Below are 22,107 nucleotides of genomic sequence, written 5' to 3'. Positions count from 1 at the left end.
CTCAGAAGGTCTCGGATCCGGTCAGGCGCAGCAGGGTGCTGCGCAGAATGGCGCTGTCGGGCTGTTCCTCGAGCGCCTTGGCCCAGACCTTGCGGGCCTCGCGCTGCTTGCCACGGGTCCAGAGCACTTCGCCCAGGTGGGCGGCGATCTCGTGGTCGGAAATGCGCTCGGCGGCCTGACGCAGCAGGCGTTCGGCTTCGCCCAACTGGCCCAGGCGGTAGTTCACCCAGCCGAGGCTGTCGAGAATCGACGGATCGTCCGGGTTGAGCTGGTGGGCCTGTTCGATCAGTGCCTTGGCCTCGGCGTAGCGGGTGGTGCGGTCGGCCAGGGTGTAGCCGAGGGCGTTCAGGGCCATGGCGTTGTCCGGTTCGCGCGCGATGATGAAGCGCAGGTCGCGCTCCAGCTGGGTCAGGTCGTTGCGCTTCTCGGCCAGCATGGCGCGGGTGTAGAGCAGGTTGAGGTCGTCCGGGAAGTGGCGCAGGGCGCGCTCGATGACCTGCCAGGCCTCGTCGAGCCGTTCGCGGTTGGTCAGTGCCTCGGCCTCGACCAGATAGAGCTGCAGGGCGTAGTCCGGCTGGTTTTCGCGGGCCTGCGCCAGACGCGCCGAGGCTTCTTCCGGGCGGCCGCGCTCGAAGAGGATCTCGGTCTGGCGCAGTTGCGCCGGCAGGTAATGGTTGCCGGGGCCGACCAAGGCGTATTCGATCAGTGCGCTTTCCGGGTCCTCGCGTTCCTCGTAGACGCGCCCCATCTGGTAGTGCGCGGCATCCACGTAGCTGCCGCGTTCGATCAGTTCCTCCAGGTAGAGCACGGCCTCGTCCCAGTCCTTGGCTTCCAGGCAGACCAGCGCCAGGGACAGGCGCAGGTCGTCGTCCTCGGGAAACTGCCGGACCAGGGTGACGAACTCGTCCTTGGCATCGTCGAGGCGGCCCTGCTCGACCAGCAGGCGGGCGTAGGTCAGGCGCAGGCGCTTGTCGTCGGGGTACTCGCGCATGCCCTTCTTCAGCAGGGCGTTCGCCTCGTCGCTGCGTCCCAGTCCCTGCAGCAGGCGCACGCGCAGCAGCAGCGGGGCGATTTCGTGCTCGCTCGCCGGGTGTTTCTCGAGCAGTTCGAGGGCGGCCTCGGGCTGGTTGTCCTGCTGCAGCAGCAGTGCCTTGCCGAACAGCAACTGGCCGTTTTCCGGCGACTTGGCGAGCAGCCGGTCGAAACTCTGCAGCAGTCCGGCGCGGGTTTCCGGGTCGCTTTCCGCCGCGGCCAGGGCGAGGAAGTCGAAATGGGTGTCGCCCTGTGCCTGCAGGACCCGCTCCATGTAGCGCATGGAGTCGTCGTAGCGGCCGTTGCGCGCCAGCTGGACGGCGGCGGCGCGCTGCGCGTCGAGGTCGGCCGGGGCGTTGTCCGCCCAGATCAGCGCGCTGTCCAGCGCGTTCTGGTCGGCACCGAGGTATTCGGCGATGCGAAAGGCCCGTTCGGCGATGCCGGGGTCCTGGGTGGCCTGGGCCTGGACGGCATAGTTTTCCAGGGCGATGTCGAAGCGGTTGCGCTGTCCCGCCAGTTCGCCGACCAGCAGGCTGTAGAGGGTGTCTTCGCGGAACGAGCCGACCGGTTGCGGCGGCGGCGGCGGGCTGGCCGGAGCGGGCGACGGTGCGGCCTCTTCTTTCGCCGGCGGTCTGCCGCCCGGCTGGGAGAGGCTCTGACAGCCGCCGAGAAGCATCATGACGGCCAGCGAGGCGAAGATTTTATTCATAGGGAGGGAAAGCGATGGTTGCACCGGAAAGAGTCGGACGCATCATGACACAAGCCGTCGGTCAAGCCCATGGCCACGGGGGCCGGAGGGGCGCAGGGCAGGTGGACGGAGGTTGTCCTCCATTTGCCGAAGTAGGACAATCGCGTGCTTTCTCTGTTCGGACCCGCGCACCTGAATGGCATTCATCGCCCTCGGTATCAACCACAAGACCGCTTCGGTGGATGTCCGCGAGCGCGTGGCGTTCACGCCCGCGCAGCTCGTCGAGGCGTTGCGGCAGCTCTGCCTGCATACCGACAGCCGCGAGGCGGCGATCCTCTCCACCTGCAACCGCAGCGAACTCTACCTGGAGCAGGATAGTCCGGGAGTCGAGGTGGTACTGCAGTGGCTGGCCGACTATCACCGGCTGAGCCTGGACGAACTGCGCGCCTGCGCCTACGTGCATCAGGACGAATCCGCCGTGCGCCACATGATGCGCGTCGCCTCGGGGCTCGACTCCCTGGTCCTCGGCGAACCGCAGATCCTCGGCCAGATGAAGACCGCCTACGCCGTGGCGCGCGAGGCCGGCACCGTCGGCCCGCTGCTCGGCCGGTTGTTCCAGGCCACCTTCAGCACTGCCAAGGCGGTGCGCACCGACACCGCCATCGGCGAGAGCCCGGTGTCGGTGGCCTTTGCCGCGGTCAGCCTGGCCAAGCAGATTTTCAGCGACCTGCAGCGCAGCCAGGCCCTGCTGATCGGCGCCGGGGAAACCATCACCCTGGTCGCCCGCCACCTGCACGAGCAGGGCGTCAAGCGCATCGTGGTCGCCAACCGCACCCTGGAGCGCGGCCGCTCGCTGGCCGAGCAGGTCGGCGGCCAGGCGATCCTGCTCGCCGACATCGGCCAGGAACTGGTCAACAGCGACATCGTCATCAGTTCCACCGCCAGCCAGTTGCCGATCCTCGGCAAGGGCGCGGTCGAGCGGGCGCTGAAGCAGCGCAAGCACAAGCCGATATTCATGGTCGATATCGCCGTGCCGCGCGACATCGAGCCGGAGGTGGGCGATCTGGACGACGTCTACCTGTACAGCGTCGACGACCTGCACGAGGTCATCGAGGAAAACCGCAGGAGCCGTCAGGACGCGGCGAGGGCCGCCGAGGAACTGGTCGCCGCCGGCGCCGACGATTTCATGCTGCGCCTGCGCGAACTGGCCGCGGTGGACGTGCTCAGGGCCTACCGCCAGCAGGCCGAGCGGCTGCGCGACGAGGAACTGATCAAGGCCCAGCGCCTGCTGGCCAACGGCGGCGACCCGCTGGAGGTGGTCGCCTCCCTGGCGCGCGCACTGACCAACAAGCTGCTGCACGCCCCCAGCGTGCAACTGAAGAAGCTCTCCGCCGACGGCCGCTTCGATGCGCTGGCCGTGGCCCAGGAACTCTTTGCCCTCGACGAGGGTGAGTCGAAACGATGAAAGCCTCCCTGCTGAACAAACTGGACCTCCTGCACGATCGCTACGAGGAACTCACCGCGCTGCTCGGCGACGCCGAGGTGATCGCCGAACAGGGCCGCTTCCGCGCCTATTCCAAGGAGTACGCCGAAGTCGAGCCGGTGGTCGCCGCCTACCGCGAATTCCGCAAGGTGCGGGACGATCTGGCGGGCGCCCAGGCGTTGCTCAAGGACAGCGACCCGGATCTGCGCGAGATGGCCGCCGAGGAGGTGGCCGAGGCCCGCGAGCGGCTGGCCGGCCTGGAGGATCGCCTGCAGCGCATGCTGTTGCCCAGGGACCCCAACGACGCGCGCAACGTGTTCCTGGAGATCCGCGCCGGCACCGGCGGCGACGAGGCGGCGATCTTTGCCGGCGACCTGTTCCGCATGTATTCGCGCTACGCCGAGAAGCAGGGCTGGCGGATCGAGATCCTCTCGGAGAACCCCGGCGAGCACGGCGGCTACAAGGAGATCATCACCCGTGTCGAAGGCGACAACGTCTACGGCAAGCTGAAGTTCGAGTCCGGCGCGCACCGCGTGCAGCGTGTCCCGGAAACCGAGTCGCAGGGCCGCATCCACACCTCGGCCTGCACCGTCGCGGTCCTGCCGGAGCCGGACGAGCAGGCGGCGATCGAGATCAACCCGGCCGAGTTGCGCGTCGATACCTACCGCTCCTCGGGCGCCGGCGGCCAGCACGTCAACAAGACCGACTCGGCGATCCGCATCACCCACCTGCCCACCGGCATCGTCGTCGAATGCCAGGAGGAGCGCTCGCAGCACAAGAACCGCGCCAAGGCCATGGCCTGGCTGGCGGCCAAGCTGCAGGACCGCCAGGACGCCGCCGCGCACCGGGAAATCTCCGAGACGCGCAGGCTGCTGGTCGGCTCGGGCGACCGCTCCGAGCGCATCCGCACCTACAACTTCCCGCAGGGGCGGGTCACCGAGCACCGCATCAACCTGACCCTCTATGCCCTCGACGAGGTCATGGCCGGCGGCGTGGAGGCGGTGATCGAGCCCTTGCTCAGCGAATACCAGGCCGACCAGTTGGCCGCGCTGGGGGATTGATCCCGTGATGCCGCGGGGTGGAAGCCCGCATGGCGGTCGGGCCCGCGGTGGGCTGGGCCGTCCACCCTCTGACCGGAGATAGCCGTCGTCATGGCAAGCATCGAAACCCTCCTCGAATCCGCCGACCTGCCCGACTCGCCGAGTCCGCGCCTGGATGCCGAGTGGTTGCTCGCCGCGGCCCTCGGCAAGCCGGCCAGCTACCTGCGCGCCTGGCCCGAGCGCGAGGTGCCGGAGGCGCCGGCCGTGCGTTTCGCCGCCGACCTGGCGCGCCGCCGGGCCGGCGAGCCGGTGGCCTACATCCTCGGCCGCCAGGGCTTCTGGAGCCTCGATCTGGAGGTGGCGCCGGCGACCCTGATTCCCCGCCCGGACACCGAACTGCTGGTGGAAACCGCCCTGGCGCTGTTGCCGGCGACTCCGGCCGAAGTGCTCGACCTCGGTACCGGCAGCGGCGCCATCGCCCTGGCGCTGGCGGCGGAGCGGCCGGCCTGGCGGCTGACCGGCGTCGACCGGGTTATGGAGGCGGTCGCGCTGGCCGAGCGCAACCGCCGGCGCCTGGGGCTGGGCAATGCGACCTTCCTGCCGAGCGACTGGTTTTCCGCGCTGGACGGCCGGCGTTTCGCGCTGATCGCCGGCAATCCCCCCTACATCGCCGCCGACGATCCGCACCTGGCCCTGGGCGATGTGCGCTTCGAGCCGGCCAGCGCGCTGGTGGCCGGTGCCGACGGACTGGACGATATCCGTCGGATCGTCGTCGAGGCCCCCGGACATCTGCAGGCCGGCGGCTGGCTGCTGCTGGAGCACGGCTTCGAGCAGGCCGGCGCGGTGCGCGGGTTGCTGACGACCCGCGGCTTCGTCGAGGTGCACAGCCGTCGCGACCTCGGCGGCCACGAGCGCATCAGCCTGGGGCGGCTGGCGGCGTGAACCCGCGCGAGGAGGCTGCCGGGCTCCCGGGTGCGCCCCTTCATCGAATCCATCTTTTGCCAGGACAAGTCCATGCTCAGTGACCAAGAACTGCTGCGCTACAGTCGTCAGATCCTCCTGCCGCAGGTCGACGTGGACGGCCAACTGCGGCTGAAACGGAGCCGCGCGCTGATCGTCGGCCTCGGCGGGCTGGGCTCGCCGGTGGCGCTCTACCTGGCGGCGGCGGGCGTCGGCGAGCTGCATCTGGCGGACTTCGACAGCGTGGACCTGACCAACCTGCAGCGCCAGGTCCTGCACGACACCCCGAGCGTCGGCCAGGGCAAGGTGGATTCGGCGCTGGCCCGGCTGGCGGCGCTCAATCCCGAGGTCGTCCTGCGCCCGCTGCGCGGCGCCCTGGATGCCGATTCGCTGGCCGCGGCGGTGGCGGCGGTGGATCTGGTGCTCGACTGCAGCGACAACTTCGCCACCCGAGAGGCGGTCAACTCCGCCTGCGTGGCCGCCGGCAAGCCGCTGGTCAGCGGCGCGGCGATCCGCCTCGAAGGCCAACTCTCGGTATTCGACCCGCGAAGCGAGGGTAGCCCCTGTTACCACTGCCTCTATGGTCACGGCAGCGAAGCCGAGCTGACCTGCAGCGAGGCCGGGGTGGTCGGGCCGCTGGTCGGTCTGGTCGGTAGCCTGCAGGCGCTGGAGGCGCTCAAGCTGCTGGCCGGCTTCGGCGAGCCTTTGGTCGGCCGCCTGCTGCTGGTCGATGCGCTGACCAGCCGCTTCCGCGAGCTGCGCGTGCGGCGCGATCCGCAGTGTCCGGTGTGCGGAGCGCGGCATGGCCAGTGAGGCGCCGGTCGGCGTCTTCGATTCCGGGGTCGGTGGACTGTCGGTACTGAGCGAGATCCGCGCCCGGCTGCCCGGCGAGTCCCTGTTCTACGTCGCCGACAGCGGCCACGTGCCCTATGGCGAGAAGAGTTCCGAGTACATCCGCGAGCGCTGCCGGCATATCGCCGCCTTTCTTCTGGAGCGGGGCGCCAAGGCGCTGGTGCTGGCCTGTAACACCGCCACCGCGGCGGCCGTGGCCGAACTGCGCGAGCTGTATCCGGAACTGCCGGTGATCGGCATGGAGCCGGCGGTGAAGCCGGCGGCGGCGGCTACCCGCAGCGGCCGGGTCGGTGTGCTGGCGACCAGCGGAACCCTGAAGAGCGCCAGGTTCGCCGCGCTGCTGGACCGCTTCGCCGGCGACGTGCGGGTGATCACCCAGCCCTGTCCCGGCCTGGTGGAGCGGATCGAGGCCGGCGATCTGGACGGACCCGCAACCCGCGAGCTGCTGCGGGGCTTCGTCGCGCCGCTGCTGGCCGAGGGCTGCGACACCCTGATTCTCGGCTGCACCCATTACCCCTTCGTCAGGCCGTTGCTCGGGACACTGGTGCCGGACTCGATCAGCCTGATCGATACCGGCGCCGCGGTGGCCCGTCAGCTCGAGCGTCTGCTGCAAGAGCGCGACCTGCTGGCCGCCGGGCCGGCTGCGGCGCGTTTCTGGTCGAGCGGCGATCCGCTCGGGCTGGAGCGGGTGCTGCCGCTATTGTGGGGTGCGCCCGCGACGGTCGAAGCGTTGCCCTGCTGAAGTTGTTCAGCCGCGGCGGCGCAGGGCCTTGAAGGCGGCCAGGGCGCGTTCCCGGCTGGACGGCAGGTCGACGATCGGCGGCGGGTAGCCGGCGGGGCGGAGCGCTCCGGCCGGTGCGTGGATGTCGCGGTTGTCCAGACTCGCCAGTTCCGGCAGCCACTGGCGGATGAAGCGCCCCTCCGGGTCGAACCGGCGCGACTGGGCGAGCGGGTTGAACAGACGGAAGTAGGGCACCGCGTCGGTGCCGGTGGAGGCGCACCACTGCCAGCCGCCGTTGTTGGCGGCGAGGTCGCCGTCGATCAGGTGGTGCATGAACCAGCGCTCGCCGTGCCGCCAGTCGATCAGCAGGTTCTTGCTCAGGAACATGGCGACCACCATGCGCAGGCGGTTGTGCATCCAGCCGGTGGCGAGCAACTGGCGCATCGCCGCATCGATCAGCGGAAAGCCGGTACGCCCCTGCTGCCAGGCCGCCAGCTCTTGCGGAGCGTCGCGCCAGGGCAGAGCCTCGGTTTCCGTGCGCAAGGCACGGCCCATCGAAACCCGCGGATGGCCTGCCAGTATGTGTTTGTAGAACTCGCGCCAGAGCAGTTCGTCGAACCAGGCGGAGGCCTCCGGACGGTCGAATCCGCCGGTGCGCAGCACCGCATGCAGGCACTGGCGCGGCGACAGCACGCCGGCGGCGAGGTAGGGCGACAGCCGGCTGGTGCCGGGCTCGGCGGGAAAGTCGCGGGCTTCGGCGTAGGCGGCGAGGCGGTTCTCGACGAATTCGTGCAGGCGCCGCTGCGCGGCTATCTCGCCGGCCGGCCAGAGCCGGCGCAGGGATTCCGGTGGCGTGGCGAAACCTTCCAGCGCAGCGGGAACGGCATTGCCGACGACGTTCAGCGGCGGCTGTGCCATGGGCAGGCCGCCGACTGCCGGCAGGCTGACGGCCAGGCGCCAGTGGCAGGCCCGGCGGAACTGAGCGAACAGCCGGAAGCTGCCGCCGGAGCGGGTCCGCAGGCTGTCCGGGGCGAGCAGTAGCTGGTCCAGGTGTCGCTGCAGGCCGACGCCCTGCGCCTGCAGTGCGCGCTCCACCGCCGCGTCGCGGCGGCTTTCGTGGACCCCGTATTCGTCGTTGACGTGCACCCGGACGATATTCTGCTCATGGCACAGGCGGGTGAGGAGGGCGGGCGCCTCGTCCCAGGTATCGACCCGGCGGATCAGCAGCGGCACACCCAGGCTTGCCAGGCCGTGCGACAGCTCGGCGAGGTTGCGCAGCCGGAAGTCGACCTTGCATGGGGCGTCGTCGTGCGTGCGCCACTGAGCGGGGCTGAGCAGGTAGAGGGCGAGGGTCGGCCCGGCGCCCATGGCCGCGCCCAGGGCGCGGTTGTCGCGGACGCGCAGGTCGCTGCGCAGCCAGATCAACTGGCGCATGGCGCTTTCCCGTGCAGCTCCTGCAGGAGCCGCAGTGCGGCGGGCGGGTTCTCGGCCAGCGACAGGCCGGGCAGCCGCGCCAGCGTTTCCCGCTGTGCGGCCGTCCCCGGACCGGCGAGCAACAGCGGAAAAGCATTGCCGCGGGCCAGGCTTTCGAGCTGGCGCAACTGCGCCGCGGTCAGCGGCTGGGCGGCATGCAGCAGCAGGCCGCACGGTGCCAGACGCGGCAGCGCCAGCTCCAGTTCGGCGAGGGACACGGGCCCGTCGAGCACCTCCAGAGGGCGGCCGGTCGCCGTGGCGAGCCAAGCGCAGAGCCACAGGCCGGGCTCGATCGGCTGCCCGGCGAGACCGACGAGCAGCAACGGCACGCCGCCGCTCTGGCGGTTGTGCCGTTGCACGCGGGCAGCGAGCCGGCTGCGCAGCCAGGACAGGAAGAACGAGCGCTCCAGCCCGGCGCCGGCCCGTTCGTGCCGTTCCAGCTTGTCGAGCAGCGGCTGGAGCAGGCGCTCGCAGAGCAGGGGGGCGGGATAGAGCGAACTGGCCTGGTCGAAGAGGGCGTCGAGACGGCGGCCGGCCAGTGCTTCGGTGGCGGCGAGCAGTTCGGCCTGCAAGACCTGCCAGGGGCTGTCGGGAGCCGTCTCGGCGTCGCTCGGCGGCTCGCGGTCGAGCAGGTCGCGGACCTGGCCGACCGCCACGCCGCGCTTCAGCCAGGCGAGCACCGCATGGATGCGCGCCACATGACCATCGTTGTACAGGCGGTGCCCCTTGGGCGTGCGGCGGGGCAGGATCAGGCCATAGCGGCGTTCCCAGGCACGCAGGGTGACCGGGTTGACCCCGGTCCGCCGAGCGACCTCGCGGATCGGCAGCCAGCCGGGCTCGGGGGAGGTTTCGGATTCATCGCGCGGCGAGACGGGCAGTTGTTCTTCGGACATCGTTCAAATCGCGTTGCGCAAGCCGAGTTCTTCGGGATGCGGCTGCAGGTAGACCTGCCGGGCCACGTAGGGATGGGGATGGCGGCGGAAATGGTGCTTGAGCAGCGTCAAGGGCACCACCAGGGGCAGCATACCGAGGCGGTACTGCTCGATCAGCCGCTGGAGTTCCGCGCGCTCGCCCGGTTCCAGGGCCGGACGCAGGTAGCCGCAAAGGTGCTGCAGCACGTTGCCGTGGCCGCCACGGCTGGCGCATCGGCGCAGCGCGGCCATCAAACGGGCGAAATAGCACGGGCCGAACTCCTCCGGCGCATGCCGGCCGAGGTCGCCGAGCAGCCGGCCGAGGGCCCGGTACTGCTGCGGATGGCTGGCCATCAGCAGGTACTTGTGGCGGGCATGGAAGTCGAGGAGCGTCCGGCGGCTCAGGTTCTGGCCGAGCGACTGGCGCCATTCGGCATGCACGAACACCCGGGTCACGAAGTTCTCGCACAGCACCGGGTCGTGCAGGCGGCCCTCTTCTTCCACCGGCAGCTCCGGGCGGCGCGCGCAGAAGGCGGCAGCGAACAGGCCGCGACCAGTGCCTTCGGCGGAATGGCTGTCGGCCTGGTGGACCTTGACCCGCTCCAGGCCGCAGGACGGGGATTTCTGCATGAAGATGAAGCCGTCGATGTCGTCCAGCTCGCCGGCCATGCGTTCGCCATAGGCGGCGAGCGGTGTGCCGACATCGAGCGTGGCGTCACGCGTGCCGACCGCCCGCGGGCTGGTCGGATCGCCCACCAGGCGGATCGGCTGGCGCGGTGTGCCGAGGCCGATGGCCATTTCCGGGCAGAGCGGAACGAAGTCGAAATATCTGGCGAACTCGCGGCTGCACAGCCGCGACTCCTTGTGGCCGGCATTGAAGCGCACCCGTTCGCCGAGCAGGCAGGCGCTGATGGCGATCTTCGGTCTGGCGGTGGACATGGACGACCTCGCGAATACCTGTACAGCTTTCATGATTTGTATAAGTATGCATCGAGCTTAGGTACATTCCTGTACATGATCAACAGTTTGTACAGCTTTCGGTACAGGGCCGAGCAAGGAGGAAGGAAAACATGGCATGGCCGCGCGACGGGAGGGTGGAGGGGCGGGCATCGATGACGGCCGCCATGCGGTGGCCGTCGGGCGAATATGTCGCGGGAGGGGTGCGGAACTCAGCTCGCGCGGTGTTGCAGCAGCTTGCGGGCAACTGCCTGGCCGCTCAGCCAGGCGCCTTCTACGCGCCCGGACAGGCACCAGTCGCCGCAGGCGTAGAGGCCCAGGCTGGAGTCGGCCAGGGCGCCCCAGCCATGGCTGCCGACCGGCCGGCCGTAGAGCCAGCGGTGGGCGAGACTGAACACCGGCTCCGGCACGGTGCAGCCGATCATTTCGGCGAAGGCGCCGTACAACTGTTCGATCACCTGGTCCTTGGCGAGATCGAGATACTGGCGGGTCCAGCGGCTGTTGGCCTGCAGCACCCAGGTGTCCGGCTGGCTGGCGCGACCGGGCTTGCCGTGGTTGCGCGACGCCCATTCGAGCGGGCTGTCCTGGATGAAGCAGCCGTCCACCGGCGTGTCCAGCGGCTGCTCGAAGGACAGGGCGACCGCCCAGTTAGGTTCCATCGCCACGCTGGCCACGCTGCTGGCCAGCTTCGGCGCGGCCGCCAGCAACTGCGCCGCCTGGGGCGAGGGCGTGGCCACCACCACCTGGTTGAACGGACCGTAGGCCTTGCCGTCGGCGTCCTGCAGCATCCAGTGCTGCTTGCCGTGGAAGACCTCGGTGATGCGGCAGGAGAAGCGCACAGGCATGTCGCCGAGCAGGCCGCGGGTCAGGGCGCTCATGCGCGGCGTGCCGATCCAGCGGATCTGCTCGTCCTGGGACGGACGCAGCGTGCCGTTGGCGGAGTCGTAGAGACTGGGCTGCCATTCGGCGATCCAGCCGCGGTCGCGCCATTGCTGGACCGCCTCGGCGAAGCGGCGGTCGCGGCAGGTGAAATACTGGGCTCCCAGGTCGAGGGCGCCGACTTCGGTGCGCTTGCTGGCCATGCGACCGCCGCTGCCCCGGCCCTTGTCGAACAACTGGACTTCGAGTCCTGCCGCGCGCAGAGCCCCCGCCGCGGAGAGCCCCGCGATACCTGTGCCAATGATGGCAATAGGAAAAGTCATGGTTTACCTCGTACCCCTTCAGCAGGTGCGCCGCTGACGAATTCCCCATCCCCGTACGTCCGGCGCAGATCACAACGGTTGGTGTTCCTTCATCTGTACTCCTAAATCGATAAGTGCGAAAGCGAAAAAGCGTCATAAATTCAAAGTAGGGCCATGCGTGCCTTTGGGCAACGCGAGGAGGCGGCAATGCACATTTTGCTGACTGGCGGTACTGGATTGATGGGGCGTTCCCTGTGCCGGCGCTGGGCCGTCGAAGGGCACCGGCTGACGGTATGGAGCCGCTCGCCGGAGCGGGTTCCCGCTCTCTGCGGGGCATCCGTGCGCGGTGTCGGACGGCTCGAGGAGCTGGACGGCGAGACGCTGGATGCGGTGATCAACCTGGCCGGCGCACCGATCGCCGGGCGGCTGTGGACGCGCCGGCGCAAGGCTGTGCTCTGGTCCAGCCGGATCACCCTGACCGAGCATCTGGTGAACTGGCTGCAGACGCGCCTGCAACGGCCGCGGGTGCTGGTCTCGGGCTCGGCGGTGGGCTGGTACGGCGATGGCGGCGAGCGCGAACTGCGCGAGGACATGGGGCCGGTCGGCGAGGATTTCGCCAGCCAGCTGTGCGGCGCCTGGGAGGACGCGGCGCGCCGCGCCGAGGAACTGGGCATGCGTGTCGCATTGCTGCGCAGCGGGATGGTGCTGGCGCCCGACGGCGGCTTTCTCCAGCGGCTGCTGCCGGTGTTCCGCTTGGGCCTGGGCGGGCCGCTCGGCGATGGCCGGCAGTGGCTGTCCTGGGTGCATATCGCCGATCAGGTGGCGCTGATCGACTTTCTCCTGCATCAAGAGGATGCGCGGGGTCCCTATAATGCCTGCGCGCCGCAGCCGGTGCGCAACGGCGAGTTCGCCCGCGCCCTGGGCCAGGCGCTGCACCGTCCGGCGCGGCTGCCGGCACCGGCCTTCGCCTTGCGCCTGGGGCTGGGCGAACTCGCCGGATTGCTGCTCGGCGGCCAGCGCGCCGTGCCGGCGCGCCTGTGCGAGGCGGGCTTCGCGTTTCGCTTCGCCGATCTCAATACCGCCCTGGCCGATCTGCTGGGCGACCACCGACTCAAGGATGCTGCATGACCGATCACGCGCTGTTGCTGGTCAACCTGGGTTCGCCCGACTCCCCCGAGGTGGCCGATGTGCGCCGCTACCTCGACCAGTTCCTCATGGACCCCTACGTGATCGATCTGCCCTGGCCGCTGCGCCGCCTGCTGGTCTCGCTGATCCTGCGCAAGCGGCCGGAGCAGTCGGCGCATGCCTATGCCTCGATCTGGTGGCCGGAAGGCTCGCCGCTGATCGCCCTCAGTCGCCGCCTGCAGGAGGCGGTGCAGGCCCACTGGCACGAGGGGCCGGTGGAGCTGGCGATGCGCTATGGCAACCTGTCCATCGAGGCGGCGCTGAACCGGCTGGCGGAGGAGGGCGTGCGCCGGGTGACCCTGGCGCCGCTCTATCCGCAGTTCGCCGACAGCACCGTGACCACCGTGGTGGAGGAGACCCGTCGGGTGCTGCGCGCCAGCGGCCTGACGCTGGAGCTGAGGGTGCTGGAGCCCTTCTTCGCGCGGCCGGAGTATCTCGACGCCCTGGCGCGGAGCGCCGGACCCCATCTGCAGCAGGGGTTCGACCATCTGCTGCTGAGTTTCCACGGCCTGCCGGAACGCCATCTGCGCAAGGCCGATCCGAGCGGCCGGCACTGTCTGGGCAGCGCCGACTGCTGCCGCGAGGCGCCGGTCGAGGTGCTGGCGCGCTGCTATCGGGCGCAGTGCCTGCGGAGCGCCGAAGGTTTCGCCCGGCGGATGGGGCTGGATGAGGGGCGTTGGTCGGTGTCCTTCCAGTCGCGCCTGGGGCGTGCCCGCTGGATTTCGCCCTATACCGAGGAGCAGCTCGACGCGCTGGCCGCGCGCGGGGTGAAGCGGCTCCTGGTGATGTGCCCGGCCTTCGTCACCGACTGCATCGAGACCCTGGAAGAGATCGGCCAGCGCGGCCGCGAGCAGTTCCAGGCGGCCGGCGGCGAGGAACTGATCCTGGTGCCTTGCCTCAACGACCATCCGGCGTGGGCGTCCGCACTGGCGCAACTGTGTCGTACGCCGGGTTAGGGTCTGTCGAGGTTCGGGCGTGAGCCGCGACAGGCCCTGAGCCTCAGCTCGGCTTCTGCTTGGTACCGAACACCTTGTCGCCGGCATCGCCCAGGCCGGGGATGATGTAGCCGTTCTCGTTGAGCCGCTGGTCGATGGCCGCGGTGTAGATGGTCACGTCGGGGTGGGTCCGTTCGAGCAAGCGGATGCCCTCCGGCGCGGCGACCAGCACCAAGGCGCGGATTTCCTTGCAGCCGGCCTTCTTCAGCATGTCGACGGTGGCGGCCATGGAGCCGCCGGTGGCGAGCATGGGATCGACGATCAGCGCCAGGCGCTGGTCGATCTCGCCCACCAGCTTTTCCACGTAGGTGTGCGCGACCAGGGTTTCCTCGTCCCGCGACAGGCCGACCACGCTGACCTTGGCGTTCGGGATCAGTCGCAGCACGCCGTCGAGCATGCCGATCCCGGCGCGCAGGATGGGCACCACGGTGATTTTCTTGCCGGCGATCTTCTCCACCTCCACCGGGCCGCACCAGCCCTCGATCCGGTAGTTCTCCAGGGGCAGGTCCTTGGTCGCCTCGTAAGTGAGCAGGGCGCCGACCTCCTGGGCCAGTTCGCGGAAACTCTTGGTGCTGATGTCGGCACGGCGCATCAGGCCTAGCTTGTGGCGGATCAGCGGATGGCGGATTTCGTGGATGGGCATGGAGGGCTCCGGCACTCGGGGATGGGATGCCTGAATTAAAACACGGCCGGCCGGAGAGTGACGTGGGCTACCGGCGGTGGCCGTGGGACTTGCCCGCGGCGGGAGCGCTGGGTAACGTTCCCGCTTCGATTGCCGGGGCCGGTCCGCCGCAGCGGACCCTTTCATGCTCCACCCACCCGAGGTAAATGCCATGTCCGTCGATCTCGCCCATATCCGCCAAGTCATGGCGGAGGCCGATTGCCTGTTCAACCATGCCGAAGTCGAGGCGGCGATCGATCGTGTCGCCGTGGCGATCAACGCCGAACTGGCCGAGCACAATCCGGTGGTGTTCTGCGTGATGAACGGTGGCCTGGTCTTCGCCGGCAAGCTGCTGCCCCTGCTGGGCTTCCCGCTGGAACTGTCCTATCTGCACGCCACCCGCTACCGCAACGAGACCCGTGGCGGCGACCTGTTCTGGAAGGCCAAGCCGGAAATCGCCTTCATCGACCGCGACGTGCTGATCGTCGACGACATTCTCGACGAGGGGCATACCCTGGCGGCGATCATCGACTTCTGCCGCCACGAGGGCGCCAGGGCCGTGCACACCGCGGTGCTGGTGGACAAGCGACACCAGCGCAAGGCTTCGCCCGGCCTGAAGGCCGACTACGTGGGCTTGAGCTGCGAGGATCGCTACATATTCGGCTACGGCATGGACTACAAGGGCTACTGGCGCAACGCCGCCGGCATCTATGCGGTCAAGGGGCTGTGAGACGACGCCTGTCGGGGACGGCTAGAATGGGCCCTTTCCCGACTGGTCAATGGAGCGAAGCATGGGCAAGAAAGACAAGAAGCAGGTGATTGGCGAGGAAATCGGCGACGACAAGATCCGCTTGTTCCTCGATGTCGAGCCGGCGGACGCCACGCCGCCCTCCCTGCACAAGCTGATCAAGGCCTACCGGGGGTTGCGGGTGGACGATTTCGAACGCTTCGTCAGGTTCTTCGTCGAGGTCGGCTACGACCTTTCGGCGCAGGACGCCCGGGGCCACGACTTCATCGCGCTGATCCAGGACCAGCGTCTCGCCGAGCCTTACATCGAGATCGTGCGGAGCGCCCGGCACTGAGCCGGACGACTTTCCCCGCAAACGAAAAAACCGCCTGTTCAGGCGGTTTTTTCATGGCCGGAGCTTCGATCAGCTGTCGGCGCTGGCAGCCGTGGGCGCGGCCTTGGCCTGAGCGGGAGCGACCAGGCCCAGACGCTGGTTCGAGGCCGCCTGGACGCTGCGGTACAGCTCGGGGCTTTCCTGCAGGTCCTTGGCCGAAGCCTTGAAGATTTCCTTCAGGCGGGCGATCCAGGCTTCGGACTCCATCTGCTCGGCGAAGCAGCGCTGCAGCAGGTCGAGCATGGCCGACACGGAAACCGAGGCGCCCGGCGAGGCGCCCAGCAGGGCGGCGATGGTACCGTCCGCGGCCGCGACGATTTCGGTGCCGAATTCCAGCTTGCCGCCACGCTCGGCATCCTTCTTGATGATCTGCACGCGCTGGCCGGCGATTTCCAGGCGCCAGTCCTGCGGATTGAGTTCGGGGTAGAAGCCGCGCAGGGTTTCCAGGCGATCGGCCATGGACTGCTTCACTTCCTTGATCAGGTAGCGGGTCAGGTCCATGTTGTCGCGGGCCACCGCCAGCATCGGGCCGATGTTGCCCAGGCGGATCGACAGGGGCAGGTCGAGGAAGGAGCCGTGCTTGAGGAACTTGGTGGTGAAGCCGGCGTATGGCCCGAACAGCAGGGACTTCTTGCCGTCGACCACGCGAGTATCGAGGTGCGGCACCGACATCGGCGGTGCGCCGACCGCAGCCAGGCTGTAGACCTTGGCCTGGTGCTGCTTGACGATTTCCGGGTTGTCGCAGCGCAGCCACTGGCCGCTGACCGGGAAGCCGCCGTAGCCGTGGCCTTCCGGAATGCCGGACATCTGCAGGAGGGGCAGGGCACCGCCGCCGGCGCCGAGGAATACGAAGCGGGCCTTGATGACGCGGCTCTCGCCGGACTTGCGATCCTTGACGGTGACTTGCCAGCCGCCATCGCTGCGTTCGAGGCCGGTGACCTTGTGATCGTAGCTCTGGGCGGCATCGGGTTTGCTGGCCAGGTGCTGCAGCAACTGGCCGGTCAGGGCGCCGAAGTTGACGTCGGTGCCGCCCTGCGAGCGGGTCGCGGCCAGGCGCTCGTTCGGGTCGCGGCCGGCCATCATCAGCGGCATCCACTCGTCGAGGGTCGCCTGGTCCTCGGTGTATTCCATGTCGGCGAAGCAGTGATGCTTCTTCAGTACCTCGAAGCGTGTCTTGAGGTAGCCGATGTCCTTGTCGCCGCGCACGAAGCTCAGGTGCGGGACGGGATTGATGAAGGAGTGCGCCGAACCGAAGGTGCCCTGTTCCAGCAGGTAGGCCCAGAACTGCTTGGAGACCTCGAACTTGGTGTTGATCTCGACGGCCTTCTGCGCCTTGACCGTGCCGTCGGCCGCCTGCGGGGTGTAGTTCAGCTCGCAGAGGCCGGCATGCCCGGTACCGGCGTTGTTCCAGGGGTTGGAGCTTTCCAGGGCGTCGGAGTCCTGCATCTCGATGATTTCCAGCCTGATGCCGGGATCGAGTTCCTTCAGCAGCACGCCCAGTGTCGCGCTCATGATGCCGGCGCCGACCAGCACCGCATCGACTTCGTAGTTTTTCTGCGCCATTAACGCCTCCAAATCTGCAACATCAATTGGCAGTACGGCCTTGTGCCGACTCCTCGGGCATCGGGTTGCGCCCTTGCCTGCGAGGATGACGCTTCGGCTGTCCGGCCGGCCTGTTATCCGTTGTTCCTCGACGGGCACCTGCCGACTGAATCGGCCGTGCTTCCTGCGGGATACCCGGGCGGCTGCCGGGGAAGCGGGCGGAACCCCGATCCGGCAGTCGGCGACTCGCGTCGCGGCATCCATTCGGGCGGCCCTAGCGGGTAGACCCCAATTTCTCGGTCAGTGGATCATCGATGGGCGAAGGAGCATGAATATTCGCTCGGAACGCATCGTCGTTCATTCGCCACACTCTTTTGTAGTGAAAAACCGCATTGTCATGCCCTTTTCAAGAGGCATGAACCTTGCTCGTCGTGGTCTGCGGCACGCCGATACTCCGGGGCGTAACGAGACACGCCGCGTCCTTGCAAGCGAAAGTGTTCTGCGCGATGGGCGGAAAGCAAAAACGGTGCTGACCATGGGGCAGCGGATGGGCGACTCTCTGGGGAGGTCCTGCCAAGCTGCACGGCTGTGCATGACGATGCCCGATCAGGAGGCGACCTTATAATCGGGGGTCGAGTATACCGCCAAATCGACAAGTTTGACCCTTTGGCTTTAGTTTTATTCGGAGGCTATCGATTCCGGCACGGCCCGTGCCCCGTGGCCTTCGCGTCGGCTGCGGGCGGGAGTCGCTGTCGCTATACTGCGCTTCCTTCGCGTACTCTGGAGAATCGCGCATGCTGCATCGTCTGTTGCCAGTGCTCGGCCTGATCGCCGTCGCCAGCCTGGGGCTGGCCGGCTGTGCCCTCAGCCCGCAACAAATCACCCCCGAGCCGAAGATCAACACGCCGCTCACCGCGGTCGGATCCGGTCAGCCCGTCGTCGTGCGGGTGGTCGACGGACGCGCTTCGCCGAACCTGGGCACCCGCGGCGGTCTGTATCCGGAGACCAGCATGATCGTCGTGCGCGGACAGGACGTGCTGCCCCGGCTGCAGACCCAGACCGAAACGGCGTTGCGCCTGCTCGGTTTCACCCCCTCGGCCAATGCCTACAACGCGCCGCAGCTGACGCTGACCCTGGCCGAACTGAAGTACCAGTCGCCGAAGGGGGGAACCTATGTCACCGAGGCCGATATCGGCGCGACCTTCCGGGTCGATGTGCAGAATGCCGGCCGTCGCTACAGCGGCCGTTATGGCGCCTCGCTGAACCAGCGCTTCGGCATGGCGCCGAATCAGCAGACCAATACCAAGCTGGTCAGCGACGTGCTCAGCGATGCCCTGACCCGCGCCTTCAAGGACCCGGCCATCGGCCAACTGCTGCTGGGGCGCTGAGGCGCGCGCCCCGGCCCGCTCGCCGGGGCCGGGGCGCCTTTCCCGCCGGAGCTGGCGGCCGCCGCTCCGGCCGGCGCCTGCCGGCATGCGATCAGGCGGCCCTGGCGTAGTCTTTTTCCGGTCGCTCGGCGACAGGCGGTTCGTAATGCTCGTGGCCGCCCAGCCGGCAGTAGTCCAGCCAGTCCTGATCATGGGCGCAGAAGTCCAGTCCGATGCGCTCTTCCAGCTCATCCTGCGGATCGGTCGAACATTCGAGGGGTTCAGCGTATTGCATGTCGATTCCTCCATGGCTGATCGGATGCCTTGCCTCGTGGCCAGGACTTCAGGATGGTCGGCTATGACCGTTTCACGGCGGAACCAGAACTTCGGAGCCCCTGGGCATTGGTCGAAAACGACGCTTGCAAGGCACTTGGCTTGCATAGAATGTGTCCTGGTCTTCTCTGTCCGCGCCGGAATGCCATGCAAGTCGTCGGCCAGCCTCCCCGCGCGGCGCGCGAAGGTGTCGGGCCGCGCTGCGATGGGCATTTTACGCACCTGACAGTGGGCGGCGAGGTTTCCGGCCCGCTACGGAGAGTGGTCCGTCTTTCCCTTTTATGGTGCGCGCGGTTCCTCCGCGCACCGCACCGATGCGGAGGTTTCGATGCTATTGCTGGTTCCTGGGGCCCCCCTGCCGTTTTCCCCGGCGTTGCTGCTCAATGGCGTGGCCCTGTTATTCGCCATTGCCGGAAGCTGGCTGCTGCTCGCCACGCGCCTGCGCGAGCAGCGCGCCCTGGCACGCCTGGCCGGCGAGAGGGAACTGGATGAAGAGGGGAACTGGGCGCTGGAGGCGGCGACCGTGCGGATCAACCGCTTCTTCTATCGCTTCGGCGCCGGCACCCTGCTGCTGGCGCTGCTCCTCTCCTGGAGCAGCACCCGGCTCTGAGGGGCGCCGGTATCCTTACAGCGGCAGGCCGGCCTTGACTCGGTAGCGGTTGCGTACCGGATTGGCGTATTGCAGGACCAGATAGGGACGTTGCTCCTCGGGACAGGCGGCCAGGCGTTTCTGCCATTCCGCCTCCGCGCGGGCGATCTCCTCGGCGGAGAACAACTGCGCCGCCGTCGGCACCTGCAGCTCGGGATCGCGCCCGGCGTATTGCTCGTAAGCCAGGTGATGGGCCGGGAACAGCCGATAGTTGCCGAGGATCTGCCGGTCGATCTCCGCGGCGAGCTGCTTGGCGTCCTCCGGCGACGCTTCCAGCGGCGCACCGAAGTGGATGTGCACCCGCCCCTTGTAGCCGGTGATGCCGAGGGCGATGCTCTGGTCGTCCTCGCCCGGCGCCTTGGTGTAGCTGCCGGTGGTGGCGCGGGTGTACAGCTCGCGGGCCTTGGCCTGGTCGCAAGGGTCGTATTCGTAACTGATCGACACCGGAATCAGGTTGAGGGACTTCACCGCCTCGGCGAAGGGCTCGTCCCTGCGGCTCATGTGGAACATCTTGAGGATCGCCGAGTCGGTGCGGTCGTCGCCGTCCTTGGCGCGGCCTTCTGCCTGGGCGATCCAGATCGACTCGCCTTCCTCGCGGATCGAATGGTTGATGTAGGCGGAGAGCAACTGATAGGCGGCGAGCTTCTCCCGTCGTCCGCTCAGCGAGCGGTGCACGATGAAACTCTTGTTCAGGCGCATCAGGTCGCTGACGAAGGGCCGTTGCAGCAGGTTGTCGCCGATGGCGATGCGCGGGGTGCGCAGTCCGGCGTGGTAGATCGCGTAGTTGACGAAGGCCGGGTCCATCACGATGTCACGGTGGTTGGCGAGGAAGAGGTAGGCCTTGCCGGGCCTGAGCTGCTCCAGGCCGCTGTAGGTCACGCCATCCGTGGCGCGCTCGATGGTGCGGTCGACATAGGTTTCGATCTTCGTCTGCAGGGCCGCGACGCTGTCGATCCGGGCGAACTCGGTACGCAGCCGCATGGCGATGAGCGGCTTGAGCAGCCAGCCGAGCGGCCCGGCCAGGCGCGGAAAGCGGAAGCGGGTAAGAATGTCGAGAAAGCCGGCGTCGGCGATCAGCCGCTGCAGGACGGCAGGGACCTCGGCGTCGGCATAGGGTCGGATGGCATCGAATTCGCCCATCATGTGCTCTTGATCAGGACTGGATAGATAACGAAGGAGGCGGAGGCGCGGGCCTGCGCCTCCTGTCGCGGGGAAAAATCGGTCGGGCATTATAGCGGCAACTCGGGAGAGTCCACGATGCCGGAAACACCGACCCGTCGAACTCCACGCGGAGGGCGTCGCCGCTACAATGGACGGTAGCTCGATTCCATGTCGCTTCCCCGCCCCCGAGTGCCCGTCGTCATGAGTGGACGTTATGCCCTGTTTCGCTGGCCGCCGGCCTTGACCGCCCTGCGCGGCTTTCCCTCGGATCTGGCGCCGCACTGGAGCATCGCCCCGGCCGCCCGGGTACTGATGCTGCGCGATGCCGACGGTGCGCGCGAGGCGGCGCTGGCGCGCTGGGGCTTGACCCCGGCCTGGCTGACCGACCTGTCGCGTACGCCGGCCCATGCCCGGGCGGAAACCCTGGCCGGGCAGCCGATGTTCCGCGAAGCTTTCCGGGTGCGTCGCTGCCTGTTGCCGGCCAACGGTTTCTACGAGTGGCGCGGCGCCGTGCGCAAGCGCCCCTACTGGATGAGCGGCGAGGCACCGTTGCTGTATTTCGCGGCGGTCTGGGAAGCCTATCCGGTCGGCGGGCAGGTCTATCTGAGCGTCGCCATGGTCACCCAGGCGGCTGCCAGTCAGCGCCGGCCCCTGATTCTCGACGAGGCCGGCCAGGCGCTCTGGCTGGATGCCGCCAGCCCCATGGGCGCGCTGCAGGAACTGTTGTCGCGGCCCGCTCCGGCGCTGCGCGAGCGGGCCCTGGCGGATCTGGTCAACGATCCGCGCCTGGACGCCCCGGCGTGCCTGACACCGGCCTGAGCCGAGGCCGCCACGGGAACTTTCCGATATGGCGCGGTTCTCTTGCCGGCTCCGCCTGCGGGTCGCTGGCTCATTGCCATTCGTTTCCCGGTCCCGGTTGTCGCCCCCGTGTCGGCGACCTAGCATACGGGCCGTGTCTTTCAGGAGTACCCACATGGGCAAGTCGTTTTATCTCTCCGGTGTGGCCGCCGCCTTGCTGCTGGTCGCCTGCCAGCCCGTCCAGACCACCAGTGGCGGCGCCGTGGGGGTCGAGCGCAAGCAGTACATGTTCAGCATGCTCTCCACCGAGCAGGTCAACCAGATGTACGCCCAGTCCTACCAGCAGACGCTGAGCGAGGCTTCCGAGAAGGGGGTGCTGGATACCAGCAGCCAGAATGCCCGGCGCCTGGACGAAGTCGCTCGCCGGCTGATCGCCAAGGCACCGCTGTTCCGCGCCGATGCCGCGCAGTGGCAATGGGAGGTCGCGCTGATCGACAGCGACGAGCTGAACGCCAGTTGCGGACCGGGCGGCAAGATCATTTTCTACAACGGGCTGATCGAAAAGCTGCGGCTGACCGACGATGAGATCGCCGCGGTCATGGGCCACGAGATCGCCCATGCCTTGCGCGAGCACGGCCGCGAGGCGTTGTCCAAGGCCTATGCCGTGGAAATGGCCAAGCAAGGCGCCAGTGCGCTGCTCGGGGTGGGGGAAGCCAGCATGGCCATGGCGGACGTGGCGGTGCAGTACGGCATGACCCTGCCCAACAGCCGCAGCAACGAGAGCGAGGCGGATCTGATCGGCCTGGAGCTGGCCGCCCGTGCCGGCTACGACCCGAACGCGGCGCTTACCTTGTGGCAGAAGATGAGCCAGGCGGAGAGCAACGGCACGCCGCAGTTCATGAGTACCCACCCCTCGCCGGGCAACCGCACGGCGGCGCTGGAGGCGGCGATTCCCAAGGTCATGCCGCTGTACCGCCAGGCCAAGGGCGGCAGCTGA

Annotated in this window: 23 protein-coding genes; 14 read left to right on the top strand and 9 right to left on the bottom strand. The window is 68.2% G+C overall.

Annotated elements, in window-relative coordinates:
• Position 1: 1 nt before the first annotated feature.
• On the bottom strand, positions 2–1,741 hold the full coding sequence (locus tag AVCA_RS18870) for a tetratricopeptide repeat protein (RefSeq protein ID WP_175555942.1): 1,740 nt from the start codon (positions 1,739–1,741) through the stop codon (positions 2–4).
• A gap of 175 nt (positions 1,742–1,916) precedes the next feature.
• Between AVCA_RS18870 and hemA the strand changes: the two genes are divergently transcribed.
• The 5 genes from hemA (at position 1,917) to murI (ending at position 6,797) form a co-directional block, all read left to right on the top strand.
• Positions 1,917–3,185: a glutamyl-tRNA reductase gene (hemA, locus tag AVCA_RS18865; protein WP_041807400.1), complete on the top strand. Its 1,269-nt coding sequence runs from the start codon at positions 1,917–1,919 to the stop codon at positions 3,183–3,185.
• A complete protein-coding gene (prfA, locus tag AVCA_RS18860; protein ID WP_012702652.1) occupies positions 3,182–4,264 on the top strand; it encodes a peptide chain release factor 1 in 1,083 nt (360 codons plus the stop codon). Before hemA ends, prfA begins: the two co-directional genes overlap by 4 nt.
• A 90-nt stretch (positions 4,265–4,354) precedes the next feature.
• Positions 4,355–5,185: a peptide chain release factor N(5)-glutamine methyltransferase gene (gene prmC, locus AVCA_RS18855; RefSeq protein ID WP_012702651.1), complete on the top strand. Its 831-nt coding sequence runs from the start codon at positions 4,355–4,357 to the stop codon at positions 5,183–5,185.
• Positions 5,186–5,257: 72 nt separating this feature from the next.
• The gene (locus tag AVCA_RS18850; RefSeq protein ID WP_012702650.1) at positions 5,258–6,016 is read left to right on the top strand and encodes a molybdopterin-synthase adenylyltransferase MoeB; all 759 of its coding nucleotides are present in this window, start codon (positions 5,258–5,260) and stop codon (positions 6,014–6,016) included.
• The gene (gene murI / locus AVCA_RS18845; RefSeq protein ID WP_012702649.1) at positions 6,006–6,797 is read left to right on the top strand and encodes a glutamate racemase; all 792 of its coding nucleotides are present in this window, start codon (positions 6,006–6,008) and stop codon (positions 6,795–6,797) included. The genes AVCA_RS18850 and murI overlap by 11 nt, the downstream gene beginning before the upstream one ends.
• A 6-nt stretch (positions 6,798–6,803) precedes the next feature.
• Here murI and AVCA_RS18840 read toward each other — a convergent pair whose 3' ends face one another.
• The 4 genes from AVCA_RS18840 to AVCA_RS18825 all read right to left on the bottom strand — a co-directional run bounded on the left by AVCA_RS18840 (position 6,804) and on the right by AVCA_RS18825 (position 11,319).
• Complete coding sequence (locus AVCA_RS18840) at positions 6,804–8,210, bottom strand: cryptochrome/photolyase family protein (protein ID WP_012702648.1); 1,407 nt, start codon at positions 8,208–8,210, stop codon at positions 6,804–6,806.
• Complete coding sequence (locus AVCA_RS18835) at positions 8,198–9,142, bottom strand: MerR family transcriptional regulator (protein ID WP_012702647.1); 945 nt, start codon at positions 9,140–9,142, stop codon at positions 8,198–8,200. Before AVCA_RS18835 ends, AVCA_RS18840 begins: the two co-directional genes overlap by 13 nt.
• A 3-nt stretch (positions 9,143–9,145) precedes the next feature.
• The gene (locus AVCA_RS18830) at positions 9,146–10,099 is read right to left on the bottom strand and encodes a YbgA family protein (protein ID WP_012702646.1); all 954 of its coding nucleotides are present in this window, start codon (positions 10,097–10,099) and stop codon (positions 9,146–9,148) included.
• Between the two features lie 230 nt (positions 10,100–10,329).
• Entirely contained in the window at positions 10,330–11,319 is a 990-nt protein-coding gene (locus AVCA_RS18825) for an NAD(P)/FAD-dependent oxidoreductase (protein WP_012702645.1), read from the bottom strand.
• Positions 11,320–11,505: 186 nt separating this feature from the next.
• Between AVCA_RS18825 and AVCA_RS18820 the strand changes: the two genes are divergently transcribed.
• Positions 11,506–12,426, top strand: coding sequence for a TIGR01777 family oxidoreductase (locus tag AVCA_RS18820; RefSeq protein WP_041807398.1), 921 nt, complete (start codon positions 11,506–11,508; stop codon positions 12,424–12,426).
• Complete coding sequence (gene hemH / locus AVCA_RS18815; RefSeq protein ID WP_012702643.1) at positions 12,423–13,439, top strand: ferrochelatase; 1,017 nt, start codon at positions 12,423–12,425, stop codon at positions 13,437–13,439. Before AVCA_RS18820 ends, hemH begins: the two co-directional genes overlap by 4 nt.
• 43 nt (positions 13,440–13,482) lie before the next feature.
• Here the strand turns inward: hemH and upp are convergent, their stop codons facing one another.
• On the bottom strand, positions 13,483–14,121 hold the full coding sequence (gene upp / locus AVCA_RS18810) for a uracil phosphoribosyltransferase (RefSeq protein WP_012702642.1): 639 nt from the start codon (positions 14,119–14,121) through the stop codon (positions 13,483–13,485).
• A 190-nt stretch (positions 14,122–14,311) separates the two neighbouring features.
• Here upp and AVCA_RS18805 point away from each other — a divergent pair, with 190 nt between their 5' ends.
• Together AVCA_RS18805 and AVCA_RS18800 are read left to right on the top strand one after the other, a co-directional pair.
• Positions 14,312–14,869, top strand: a complete 558-nt coding sequence (locus AVCA_RS18805) for a hypoxanthine-guanine phosphoribosyltransferase (protein WP_012702641.1) — start codon at positions 14,312–14,314, stop codon at positions 14,867–14,869.
• 61 nt (positions 14,870–14,930) lie between these two features.
• Complete coding sequence (locus AVCA_RS18800; protein ID WP_012702640.1) at positions 14,931–15,221, top strand: PA4642 family protein; 291 nt, start codon at positions 14,931–14,933, stop codon at positions 15,219–15,221.
• A gap of 69 nt (positions 15,222–15,290) precedes the next feature.
• On the opposite strand, the gene mqo is transcribed toward AVCA_RS18800, so the two are convergent.
• Positions 15,291–17,066: a malate dehydrogenase (quinone) gene (gene mqo / locus AVCA_RS18795; RefSeq protein WP_373860938.1), complete on the bottom strand. Its 1,776-nt coding sequence runs from the start codon at positions 17,064–17,066 to the stop codon at positions 15,291–15,293.
• A 64-nt stretch (positions 17,067–17,130) separates the two neighbouring features.
• On the opposite strand from mqo, the gene AVCA_RS26175 reads away from it, so the two are divergent.
• Positions 17,131–17,427, top strand: a complete 297-nt coding sequence (locus AVCA_RS26175) for a hypothetical protein (protein ID WP_139239922.1) — start codon at positions 17,131–17,133, stop codon at positions 17,425–17,427.
• A gap of 169 nt (positions 17,428–17,596) precedes the next feature.
• Positions 17,597–18,190 carry a YajG family lipoprotein gene (locus tag AVCA_RS18790; RefSeq protein ID WP_012702638.1) on the top strand — a complete coding sequence of 198 codons (594 nt, stop codon included), beginning with the start codon at positions 17,597–17,599 and terminating at the stop codon, positions 18,188–18,190.
• A 91-nt stretch (positions 18,191–18,281) separates the two neighbouring features.
• On the opposite strand, the gene AVCA_RS18785 is transcribed toward AVCA_RS18790, so the two are convergent.
• Entirely contained in the window at positions 18,282–18,464 is a 183-nt protein-coding gene (locus AVCA_RS18785) for a hypothetical protein (protein ID WP_012702637.1), read from the bottom strand.
• Between the two features lie 366 nt (positions 18,465–18,830).
• On the opposite strand from AVCA_RS18785, the gene AVCA_RS18780 reads away from it, so the two are divergent.
• Positions 18,831–19,112, top strand: coding sequence for a hypothetical protein (locus AVCA_RS18780; RefSeq protein WP_012702636.1), 282 nt, complete (start codon positions 18,831–18,833; stop codon positions 19,110–19,112).
• Positions 19,113–19,127: 15 nt separating this feature from the next.
• Here the strand turns inward: AVCA_RS18780 and AVCA_RS18775 are convergent, their stop codons facing one another.
• Positions 19,128–20,294, bottom strand: coding sequence for a 1-acyl-sn-glycerol-3-phosphate acyltransferase (locus AVCA_RS18775; RefSeq protein WP_012702635.1), 1,167 nt, complete (start codon positions 20,292–20,294; stop codon positions 19,128–19,130).
• A 219-nt stretch (positions 20,295–20,513) separates the two neighbouring features.
• Here AVCA_RS18775 and AVCA_RS18770 point away from each other — a divergent pair, with 219 nt between their 5' ends.
• Positions 20,514–21,131, top strand: a complete 618-nt coding sequence (locus tag AVCA_RS18770; protein WP_012702634.1) for an SOS response-associated peptidase — start codon at positions 20,514–20,516, stop codon at positions 21,129–21,131.
• Positions 21,132–21,285: 154 nt separating this feature from the next.
• Positions 21,286–22,107, top strand: coding sequence for a M48 family metallopeptidase (locus tag AVCA_RS18765; protein WP_012702633.1), 822 nt, complete (start codon positions 21,286–21,288; stop codon positions 22,105–22,107).

The organism is Azotobacter vinelandii CA, assembly GCF_000380335.1.
Classification (GTDB): domain Bacteria; phylum Pseudomonadota; class Gammaproteobacteria; order Pseudomonadales; family Pseudomonadaceae; genus Azotobacter; species Azotobacter vinelandii.
Note: the sequence above shows the minus strand (reverse complement) of the source record. Positions and strands in the feature narration are given on the sequence as shown.